11 protein-coding genes are annotated in these 10,679 nt (G+C 51.6%); 4 read left to right on the forward strand and 7 right to left on the reverse strand.

Annotated features, from left to right (window positions below; translation table 11 throughout):
• Window positions 1-48 precede the first annotated feature (48 nt).
• Together AC2FNV_RS14420 and AC2FNV_RS14425 are read left to right on the forward strand one after the other, a co-directional pair.
• Entirely contained in the window at window positions 49-1,482 is a 1,434-nt protein-coding gene (locus AC2FNV_RS14420; RefSeq protein ID WP_170479957.1) for an alanine/glycine:cation symporter family protein, read from the forward strand.
• Complete coding sequence (locus tag AC2FNV_RS14425) at window positions 1,466-2,407, forward strand: glutaminase (RefSeq protein ID WP_170605758.1); 942 nt, start codon at window positions 1,466-1,468, stop codon at window positions 2,405-2,407. Before AC2FNV_RS14420 ends, AC2FNV_RS14425 begins: the two co-directional genes overlap by 17 nt.
• Window positions 2,408-2,428: 21 nt before the next feature.
• On the opposite strand, the gene AC2FNV_RS14430 is transcribed toward AC2FNV_RS14425, so the two are convergent.
• The 4 genes from AC2FNV_RS14430 to AC2FNV_RS14445 form a co-directional block, all read right to left on the reverse strand.
• Window positions 2,429-3,610 (reverse strand): carbohydrate porin, encoded by a 1,182-nt coding sequence (locus tag AC2FNV_RS14430; RefSeq protein WP_496773693.1) that lies wholly within the window; start codon window positions 3,608-3,610, stop codon window positions 2,429-2,431.
• Entirely contained in the window at window positions 3,607-4,371 is a 765-nt protein-coding gene (locus tag AC2FNV_RS14435; RefSeq protein ID WP_170610604.1) for a DUF3299 domain-containing protein, read from the reverse strand. Before AC2FNV_RS14435 ends, AC2FNV_RS14430 begins: the two co-directional genes overlap by 4 nt.
• Before the next feature lie 50 nt (window positions 4,372-4,421).
• Window positions 4,422-5,801: an amidohydrolase family protein gene (locus tag AC2FNV_RS14440; protein ID WP_170605575.1), complete on the reverse strand. Its 1,380-nt coding sequence runs from the start codon at window positions 5,799-5,801 to the stop codon at window positions 4,422-4,424.
• A gap of 159 nt (window positions 5,802-5,960) precedes the next feature.
• Window positions 5,961-6,860 carry a LysR family transcriptional regulator gene (locus tag AC2FNV_RS14445; RefSeq protein WP_170605572.1) on the reverse strand — a complete coding sequence of 300 codons (900 nt, stop codon included), beginning with the start codon at window positions 6,858-6,860 and terminating at the stop codon, window positions 5,961-5,963.
• A 97-nt stretch (window positions 6,861-6,957) separates the two neighbouring features.
• On the opposite strand from AC2FNV_RS14445, the gene AC2FNV_RS14450 reads away from it, so the two are divergent.
• Entirely contained in the window at window positions 6,958-7,605 is a 648-nt protein-coding gene (locus AC2FNV_RS14450; protein ID WP_170605571.1) for a class I SAM-dependent methyltransferase, read from the forward strand.
• A 140-nt stretch (window positions 7,606-7,745) separates the two neighbouring features.
• Here AC2FNV_RS14450 and AC2FNV_RS14455 read toward each other — a convergent pair whose 3' ends face one another.
• From AC2FNV_RS14455 to AC2FNV_RS14465, 3 genes are read right to left on the reverse strand one after another with little or no spacing between them, the layout of a single operon-like run.
• Window positions 7,746-8,543: an iron chelate uptake ABC transporter family permease subunit gene (locus tag AC2FNV_RS14455; RefSeq protein ID WP_170479950.1), complete on the reverse strand. Its 798-nt coding sequence runs from the start codon at window positions 8,541-8,543 to the stop codon at window positions 7,746-7,748.
• Window positions 8,543-9,283 carry a metal ABC transporter ATP-binding protein gene (locus AC2FNV_RS14460; RefSeq protein ID WP_170605569.1) on the reverse strand — a complete coding sequence of 247 codons (741 nt, stop codon included), beginning with the start codon at window positions 9,281-9,283 and terminating at the stop codon, window positions 8,543-8,545. The genes AC2FNV_RS14455 and AC2FNV_RS14460 overlap by 1 nt, the downstream gene beginning before the upstream one ends.
• Window positions 9,283-9,798 (reverse strand): Fur family transcriptional regulator, encoded by a 516-nt coding sequence (locus AC2FNV_RS14465; protein ID WP_170605567.1) that lies wholly within the window; start codon window positions 9,796-9,798, stop codon window positions 9,283-9,285. Before AC2FNV_RS14465 ends, AC2FNV_RS14460 begins: the two co-directional genes overlap by 1 nt.
• 56 nt (window positions 9,799-9,854) lie before the next feature.
• Between AC2FNV_RS14465 and AC2FNV_RS14470 the strand changes: the two genes are divergently transcribed.
• The coding region (locus AC2FNV_RS14470) for a metal ABC transporter solute-binding protein, Zn/Mn family (RefSeq protein WP_496773697.1) at window positions 9,855-10,679 on the forward strand (825 nt) is incomplete at its 3' end.

The raw sequence follows: 10,679 nt of genomic DNA on the forward strand, positions 1-10,679 counted from the left end.
TGCGAATAACCTGAATCAAAAATGTCAGTTTGTTTTTGAGAGCCCGGAATGGAATTTATTGTCGACGGATTAAACGGAATACTTTGGAATTATGTCCTTATCTACGGGCTGTTGGGCGCCGGGATATTTTTTACGATCCGGCTTGGCGCTCTTCAGTTTCTGCATTTCGGAGAAATGCTGCGTGTCATAACCTCGGCCCCCAGAACGGACAGGCGCGGAATAACGCCTTTTCAGGCACTGACCGTCAGCCTTGCTTCCCGCGTCGGGACAGGAAACCTCGCCGGTGTTGCAGTGGCGTTGTCGCTGGGCGGACCTGGTGCAATATTTTGGATGTGGATGGTGGCATTGGTCGGGATGGCTACGGCTTATTCTGAGAGTACCTTGGCACAGCTCTACAAAATAACGACCAAATCAGGCGATTTTCGTGGAGGGCCCGCTTTCTATATATCAAAGGGGTTGAATGCGCCTTGGGCAGGAGTGTTGTTTTCGATCTGCCTTATCCTGAGTTTTGGGCTGATTTTTGTCGCGGTCCAGTCGAACTCAATCGCAGAAGCCTTGTCCGGTGCCTTTGGCCTTGAAAAGTTATGGGTTGGAGCTGGCGTAGCCGTAATTGCTGCGATCGTGATTTTTGGGGGTATCAAGGCGATAGCTAGGGTCGCTGAAATCGTGGTGCCATTCATGGCAGGCGGTTATCTTTTGATCGCCGTTGTTGTTATGGTCTTGAACTTCTCAGAAGTGCCGGGATTGCTCTGGCTCATAGTGTCTAGCGCTCTTGGACTGCAAGAAGCAGCAGGCGGTGTAGCTGGTGGAGTGATGGCCGCAATGTTGAACGGAATCAAGCGCGGTTTGTTTTCTAACGAGGCCGGAATGGGTTCAGCACCTAACATTGCCGCTGTCGCTACGCCGTCACCGCACCATCCCTCCAGCCAGGGAATGGTTCAGGCTTTTGGCTGCTTCGTCGACACGATCCTTGTGTGTACCGCCACCGCACTGATGATCCTTTTGTCAGGTGCTTTAGCCGGTGGAGAAGCAACCGGAATGCAGTTGACGCAAAACGCTTTGGACGTCCATCTTGGACCAACCGGGACCTATTTTATTGCTGTTGCAATTATCTTTTTTGCGTTCACATCGATACTCGGCAACTATTCCTACGCAGAAAACGCGATGGTTTTCCTTGGGTTAGAGGGAAGGGTGGCAATGACGATTTTGCGGTCAGGATGTCTGGCGATGGTCGTATGGGGTTCAGTTCAAACAGTAGCAACCGTTTTCAACTTTGCAGATGCTGCGATGGGCCTGATGGCTGTAATCAATATAACCGCGATTTTGTTATTGTCTGGAACTGTCTATCGCTTGACCAAAGACTATTTCGATCAGCGTAAGTCCGGGAAAGAACCAACATTTATTCTAGAGAACTTTGACGGAAAGCCAAAGGGCATCTCGAAGAATATATGGAATGAGACCGACGATGTTTCAGCCACCTGATCCAGTGCGTTTTCAAGAAATTCTTGACGACATCGTTGATCGGATGCGCTTTGAAACAGAACGGGGAGCGGCCGCCAGCTATATTCCTGAACTTGCTGATGTTTCCCTGAACCGGTGCGGAATTGCTGTGGCGCCGCTTGGTGGACCTGTGCTGTCGTCAGGTGACAGTGCGGTACCATTCTCGATCCAGAGTATCTCCAAAATATTCAGTTTGGTCTTGGCACTTGGTCACGTTGGAGCGGCACTCTGGCAACGCGTTGGGCGTGAACCTTCGGGTGATCCATTCAACTCTATCGTTCAACTTGAATTTGAACGTGGAAAACCACGAAACCCATTCATTAATCCGGGCGCAATTGTCGTTTCCGACATTATTACCCTGAAGTCGCGGGAAGCTGCTGAAAATCATCCGGTTTTGCAGTTGTGCCAAGATCTGGCCGACGACCACACGATATACGTTAACGAAAACGTCTTTCAGTCGGAGGTTGCAACGGGCGACAGAAATCGGGCGTTGGCCTATTTCATGCTGGCTGAAGGCAACATTGAGTGTGACGTGCGCCAGGTAACAGAAAGTTACTTTCGTCAATGCAGCATTGAGATGAGTTGTCAGCAGCTTGCACTTGCAACACGTTTCTTGGCCGCTGGGGGCAATGATAAGGGGGCATCACGTTTTGGGGTTACTCCGGAAAGGGCGCGGCGCATCAATTCGTTAATGATGACATGTGGATGTTATGATGCTTCGGGGGAAGTTGCATTTCGGGTCGGACTACCGTGCAAGAGCGGCGTTGGAGGCGGCATTGTGGCCATTGTACCCGGCATCGCCTCGTTGGCTGCTTGGAGTCCGGGGCTGGACGAGAAGGGAAACTCTGTTCTGGCATTGAGGGCGATAGAAGAGTTGACACGTAGATTGGGGTGGTCCGTCTTTTGAAATTCCGGCAGCGTTGCGTGGTCAGAAAACGATCCTTGTTCGTAATCCAAAAAGTGTGATGTTGTCCTGATCAGGATTTAGCAACGGGTCCGAGATAAATTGGACCGACGGTGTTATTTGAAGCCCGGGCGATATAGAAAATCGATAGCAGGCTTCAAACGTAAATTGATCTCCGTCGAACCCTCGCGCTTCGGCCCAATTCAGGCCCAGTCCGGCCAGATCTGTGTTCCGACCATAATATCCTATGCCAGTTGAGACAGAACGGTCGTACAGAGCGGCCGTCCCCTTGGCAGCCCCTGCGCGAAAAAACGGCATCCACTGATTTCCTACAAACCACGCTGCTGAAAAGGCGGCGCCATAGTCTTCTTCGCGGCCTTGGTCTTCAGAGCCATCCGCGTGCCAAAGCGTAAGGTGGACGTTGTCGAGATAGATGCGGTCAAAGCCCGAAGTGTAGCCAATCTCTATAGATTTGAAGAGGTTTCCATCGCTAAAAACATCAAAGTCAGGGTTTGAAGGATCAGCGTCGGCATCGGCCAAACTAGCTACGGCGTAAAAATTACTACTGAGCTTGAGACCTCCGGCGATGCCGATCCCTTGGTTCGGCGTGTCAATGGTAGGGCTTGTATTAAAAGACAGGTTTTGAAATCCACTGTAGGGGCTGACAAGCCCGTAAACGTCAACAAAATCTGTCACATCGATCTGCCCGATTTGTAATGTCCAAGAACCATCTCCGGCGCGTTGGGTCCAAAACAGGTTCGTTAAAAGCAAGCCATTGTCATTGAAGGCGGTACCGGTAATCGATAATGCACCGCCGTCCAGACCAAGAAACTGTGGAGCCACATCAGTGTAGCTGTGCCGATCTTCAATCTTGAACGTCAGCGACCCCAGATCAGTTGCTTGCCAACTGCCAAAGAAACGAGCGATACCGCTTGCGGCCTCTCCCTCTCCTAAATCGGCGTCAGTCGTTTGTCCTAAGGCAAGATAATCGATCGAGAACCGAAAACCGTTTTCGCCAAGCTTGTCCTTCCACGCAAACCAACCAGGAGCTACGTTTCGTGGAAAATCTGAACGATATTGGGGATCGGTTAAACCATCACCTGGCTCTAGTTCGGCGACCACGGACGAAGGGCCCGACAATCCTTGAGCTACAGCGATTGAAGCACCAGCAAAAGATATTAACAGAGCGAGGCACCATTTCATCATTCTGACGCCTGTCTACCACCGGTTTTACGTGCGCCTGCGGCCCGTAATTTTTTGGCGGCACTTTCGCTCCACTCCAGTTGATCTTCGCGGCTCTCAAGCGTTTCAACTTTGGCTGCCTCAAGCTGAAACGTGGCTTGCATGGGCATCAGGCCGTCGACTACTACCATCTGGTGATTGGAAGGAGCAATCTCCAATTTTCCCGTCAGCCGAACGGGTTCGTGAAAATAAGCAGGCGTCCAATCACCATTCAATTGAACTCGGATCATTTGGTTCGGTGGCGGCGGCGGCATGTGGCTGCACATCCCCCTTTCAGGGACCAGATATGCAATGGCTTTTCCGCTCGCGTCCGGTGGTGCCGGAATAGCAAAGCCGGCAAGCGTGACGGTCCGCCCGTCGTATAATGGATTGCCAGCTGTCGCAGCCTTTTCTCGCCGTTCTTTAACAACCTCGCGTTGGGACAGTAACCAATCGACGTTGACGCCATCGTCTGCCAAAACATCTTCGGTTTCGGTCAGTAATTCTTGCCACCTTAACCGTTCTTCCTCACTGCCTGCATTTTGCTGGAGACGACCGCGCAAACGCACAACAAGCAGCACGTCGTCGAATTGCTCTGGCGTCAGATCTCTATAGGGGTCTTCAAAGATTTGAACGGTGGGATCAGGAAGATCGACCCAGTCTACAGAGATGCCCGCACAAACAACAGATCCGGCACCGACACAGAAGAAACAAGTCAGCACTACGGCCTTTATACGAAAAAACATGCCTAAGTTTCTCCCGATCTTTGGCAATCCAGGTGGAACCAGATACGACATTAATCTAGCGTGTTTTTGTAAACTACACCGTCCTTCATGATTAAACGGATGGTTTCCGGGCTGTCCGGCCTCAGGTCGGCTCCGAACCATTGATCTCCGGTGCCGACGACCGAGAAATCCTCGAGCGGATTTCCGTCGATCAATAAGATATCTGCATAGGCCCCCTCTTCGATCACACCCAATTTCCCAGCTGTGTAGGGATTCATGAAATCACCAGATAACGCGACGACCTCGCCGCCTGTAGAAGTCAGTGTAACCATCGAGGTAAAGGGTCCAAAGAACTCGTTATTGAGATGTTTTTCGTAGGCGATTTGTATGTTGCAAGCCTCAACCGACCCGACGCAATCGGTCTGAAACCCTCGTTTCACCGGGCATTCCTTCATGTTGTCGATGTAACCGGCAAAAGTGGCCGAGGCTGACTTGGCCTTTGCAAGGCTTGAAGGCACGTTTGCAACCGCAGGGATTTCCAGAAGACCCGGGTCAAAAGCCGTTAGGTTCGTGGTGATATAAGCACCTTTTTCGTTCATGACTTCGGCAATTTCGCAATCAAACGAAAACCCGTGTTCAATTGACATTACCCCGGCGTCGAGTGCATTCAGAATTGCTTCTTTTCTGTAAGAGTGTGCCATCACATAGCTGCCATACTCATTCGCGACTTGCACAGCGGCTTTTATTTCTTCAGGGGAGCCGGCCAGCAATTGCCAGGGATCGAATGCCGAGACGACACCGCCGGATTGCATGAACTTCAACTGCGTCGCACCCATGCGGAAGTTGTTGCGGGCGAATTTGTAGACATCATCAACACCGCTAACCTCTTGCGCCATGTTCAGTCGACCCATGTTTGTGCTTGAGCCCGGTGGCGCGGTGAAGTTTGCGAAATCGGCGTGACCACCGCGTGTCCCGATGAACGCGCCGGAAGGATAGTAGCGGGGACCTTCGATCTGTCCCGCGTCTATTGCTCTGCGAAGCCCACCATTCGCCCCTCCGGCGTCCCGCACCGTGGTGAAACCTTGCATAAGGTACATTTCGGCCATCCGGGCGCCATGGATAGCAAAGTCTTCCCAGGTGGTGTTGGCTTCCATTGCCGGCAGTGTCGGCCCCATCAGCATTAGGTGTGCGTGCAATTCAATAAATCCGGGGGTAAGGGTGCGACCGCCGCCGTCAATGATATTGGCGTTTGGGGCATCAATTGTATCTGTTGAAACAGTTTTGATTAGATTGCCTTCGACCAACACGCTGGCATTCTCGATCCTTTGTTCGTTGACGCCATCAAAGACATGCACGTTGGTGAACAAAGTCTGTTCAAGCGCTTCGTCTTGAGCAAGTGCAGATCCGCCCAAAGCCCAAACAGCCAACAGGCTATATGATATACTTTTCATTGCTCTCTCCGCTAGACCGTTTCAGTCAAAAATATTTTTCTTTGAATATGATAGGAGGAGAGACTTTGAGTCAATCTGGCAGACTTGGATGCATTGGCTTTGGATGCAAGTACCAACAAACCGGAGATCTTTTACTTGGCCCTAAGCGGGGCATAAACTTTATCTCCTAGCATAATTACCAAAGTAGTCTGCCAAAATATCAAAGACAATTCGAATTCGCTGTGCGGTATGCAGCTCTGAATGAGTGGCCAACCAAATCGGAAAAGTGAACGGCTCACGTTCGGGCAGCACCCGTTCTATTTCTGGTGCCAGGTTCGCCACATCATCCGACATGACACAAACGCCAAGACCTTGTCGCACCATCTCCCACGAGACGATGCCGCTTGCTGAGGTCATACGAAAGTTTTGGGTTGTTACTGGAACGCCTGCAGGTTGCAGAAAGCCAATCATTGTATTGACATCTGAAAATCCAACAAAGTCCAGTTTGGCGAGCTCCGCCTCGGACTTTGGCCGCCCGACCTGATCCAGATAAGATGGCGCAGCGTAGAAGCTTGCAGTGCCCTGGGCCACCAGCTTGGCAATAAGATCAGGCTGTGTTGGGCGTACGTGCCGAATAGCTATGTCAGCTTCCCTTTGTCGAATGTTTCGGATGTCATTGGCTGCGACCACATCAATTTCCAACAGAGGTGCCGCACGGCGTATTTGTTTTAAAGCGATTGGCAACTGGTAGGCCGACATAACATCTGAGGCCGTAATCCGTACTTGCCCTTCAATGGTTTGGGATTGGCTTGTTGCGGTCAATGAAATTTGGTTTGCGACATCCGCCATTTCCCTTGCGTGGGACAGCAGCTCATTGCCCGTGCTTGTCAACGTTAAAGATTTACCGGACCGCTCAAACAGCTTGACGCCCAGTTCCTGTTCTATGGCGGCGATTTGGCGTCCTATGGTAGGTTGCGTTTGCCCAAGTTCGCGCGCGGCCGCAGAAAATGATCCCTTCTCTGCAGTCACCAGAAATGATCGCACGTGGTTCCAGTCAAAGTTGATAGCCTGCCAATTCATGCATAAATGCATATCATCTCTGCAGTAAGACGCAATTTCTCAATAGATGCGTTTAGGTTAAGCGTGCTGCCATCAAAATCCGAAAGGTTCACCAAAGATGGCTACAATATCCAAAGATGCTGCTTTCTGGAGCAAAATATCGAGGAAATACGCAGCGAGCCCGATTGGAAATATGGACGGGTACCGAAATACACTTGAACGTACCAAATCCCACTTAAAGCCTAGCGATAACGCATTGGAAATGGGTTGTGGCACAGGATCGACAGCGTTGCTTCTTGCTCCACACGTGGCCCATATAACGGCGACCGATATAGCACCGGGAATGATTGAGATCGCGCAAGAAAAGTTGGATCAGGGTGGTCCCGAAAATGTGACGTTTAAAGTGGCGGAAGTACAAGACCATGCACGGGATAATGGATGCTATGACGTTGTTATGGCGCATAATTTGCTTCACCTCCTGCCAGATCTGGACGAAGCACTGACCGTAATATCTAAAATTACCAAAACAGAAGGATTATTCATTTCCAAAACTGTTTGCGCACCTAACAAAACAGGATTGAAGTATGGGTTGATCCGACATCTGGCGATTCCGGTCATGCAGGCCATTGGTAAAGCTCCGTTCGTAAAGTTCGTGTCCGCGAAGGAGCTAGAGCGTAAGATCGAAGATGCAGGTTTCAAAATTCTGGAGACCGGCGATCAAGCCGGGACGATGCTTAGTCGGTATATTATTGCTCGTAAAACCTGAAGTCCCACGAATTTTGGAAAACGGACACTTGGTTCACAATGATTATTCTCCGCCTTGGTGACCACCGGTGAAATAACTGCAGTCCCAGGTGCGGCAAAACCGCTGTTAAGCCAATGACGCCCAGTTTCTCAAGTCGAGGTTTAAATTTTATCTCGGGTTTGCCATCCCAATAGGTTGACGCACGCAAAGACAATCGCAGCAACGCAAACGATAGAAGGGCCGGCAGGTGTGTCGAAGACATAGGCCGATCTCAATCCAATCACAGCCGAGGCCCCTCCGATAACCGCTGCGACAACGGCCATGGCCTCGGGGGATCGGGCTAGGCTCCGTGCTGCGGCTGCAGGGATGATTAACATTGCAGCGATCAGCAACACGCCCACAACCTTAATCGCAACCGCTACGGTTACTGCCAGAGACAACGTCAGAATTAGCTGCTCGCGTTTTGGGTCAAAGCCGCTGGCATAGGCTAGTTCCTCGTTCAGTGTAGCAGTCAAAAGCTCCGACCATCGCCAGGTAATTAAGGCAACGACAAGCGCCGCTCCTCCCCAAATTATCAACAGGTCGGTGCGCGAAACTGCCAAAATGTCGCCAAAGAGGTATGCCATCAAGTCGATGCGCACCCCCGATAAGAAAGATACGGCTACCAGACCAAATGCCAGGGCCGAATGGGCCAAGACCCCCAAAAGCGTATCCATCGCATAGCCGCGGCCACTTAGGACAGTAACTGTCAAAGCCATGATAAGAGCGACCGCAAGGGCGCCTGCAAATATCGACATCTGAAGCGTAAGCGACAACGCGACACCCAGAATTGCAGCGTGTGCTGTTGCGTCGCCAAAATATGCCATCCGGCGCCAGACAACAAAACACCCAAGAGGCGCGGCAGCTAGCGCCACTCCGACACCAGCAAGCGTCGCCCTGGTCATAAAATCATCAAGCATTATTCTGCGGCTTCCTGAGAACTCTTACTGTGATCATGATGGTGGTCATGTTCGTGACGATATAAGGCCAAAGCACCACCCGTTCCGGTGCCAAACAATGCTCTGTATTCCGGTGCCGAAGCGACGACGGCCGGAGAGCCTTCGCAGCAAACATGACCATTCAAACAAATGACCCTGTCCGAGGCACTCATTACGACATGCAGTTCGTGGCTAATCATCAAAACCGCACAACCCGTTTCCTTTCGGACTGCCTCGATCTGCTGGTAAAAAGCGGCAGAGCCACGCTGATCAAGACCCTGAGTTGCCTCATCCAAAAGCAGAATATCCGGTCGATCAATAAGGGCGCGTGCAAGCAGGACTCGTTGGAACTGTCCACCTGACAATCGCGACATCTGGTTGTTCAACAAATCCGGTACGCCAGCCGATTCCAGTGCTTTCACGCAATCCTGACGCGGCACCCGGTTAGTAAGGCGCATAAAACGTTCGACGGTGATAGGCAATGTCGGATCAATATGCAGTTTTTGGGGGACATAACCTATCTTTAGCCCGGGGTTGAGAGTGACGCGTCCAGCCGAAAGCGGGGTGGCGCCAATGATGGCCCGCAAAAGACTTGTTTTGCCTGACCCATTTGGCCCGACTATAGTTACGATCTCTCCAGCCTCGATGGTCATATCCACATGGTGCAAAACAGTATTTTCACCATATTGGACGCTTAGATCTTCCACAGTTACGAGAGCCATTACTGGGCCTTTTCGGTACAGTCAGGGCATATTCCTTCGGCTTCTACGACCGTACGTTCAATCTCAAAGCCCGCTGCCTTTGCTGCGGCACCAAGCACACCCTTTGCTGTGGCCGAGTGCGTTTCAGCGACGGCTTCGCACTTTCTGCAGATCATGAAGGCTGGAGAATGCGAAGTGCCCGGATGTGCGCAAGCGACGAAGGCGTTTAACCTTTCAATCTTATGCACAAATCCATTTTCCACCAAAAAGTCGAGCGCCCGATATGCAACAGGCGGCTGCGACCCAAACCCTTCTTCGCGCAAGCGATCAAGAATTGCGTAGGCGCCAAGCGCTCTGTGTTCTTGCAGCAGCATCTCCAACACTTTACGCCTGACGGGTGTCAGCCGCAAACCTTCGGCGCTGCATCGCGCCTCGGCGTTTTTAAGTCCGGTTTCAACACAGCTCTTGTGGTCATGTTTATGAAATCCAACAAGGCCGCCTTCATCGGCTTGCATGGGGCGTGTCTCACTTGTCATGTTATTCCATATCATATATGCCACTCGTAACGTTATAAAATCACATAGAGGGTCATATGTCCAGAAAGCTCCTTCCCGTTTCAATAACCGCTGCAGTGATGGGTGGAACAGCTATTGCGGAGGTTCCCAACGTGGCGGTGGACATCACGCCGGTGCATTCTTTAGTTGCGCGCGTGATGGAAGGCGTTGGCACACCAGACCTGATTGTGCAACCGGGTGCGTCACCACACGAATACAATCTGCGCCCATCAGAGGCAGCCGCGTTGCAAGAGGCGGACATAGTCTTCTGGATCGGTGAAGATCTGACCCCGTGGATGGGAGGTGCCATTGGAACCCTTGCCGAAGGCGCAACGGTAACGTCTTTACTGGAAACTGACGGCACCGTTTTATTGGAATTCCGCGAGGGGGCGTTGTTCGAAGCACATGACCACGGGCATGATGCTCATGCCGATGAAGAACATGTCGACCACGATGACCACGGCGATGAGCATGCGCACGACGACCACGCCAAAGAAGAAAAACATGGCGACCATGATCACGACGAGCATGCCGAGAAACATGAAGATGGTGATGATCATGCTGAGGGTAAAGATCATGGTCATGAAGATGAACATGCGGAGCACGCGGAGAGTGATGAACATGATCACGACGAGCATGCTGAGCATGAGGACCACGACGATCACCACCATGGCGCGCATGATCCTCATGCCTGGCTATCTCCGGCAAACGCCGGGAATTGGCTAAACGTGATCGCGGCACAACTATCGGCAGCTGACCCGGATAACGCTGGCGCTTACTTCGCGAACGCGGCATCAGCGCGCGAGGAAATGGAGGCGTTGACTGTCGAAGTGGCGGGAATGCTTCAGCCTGTTCAAGGTGGT

Source organism: Ruegeria sp. BHSA163, from assembly GCF_059613365.1.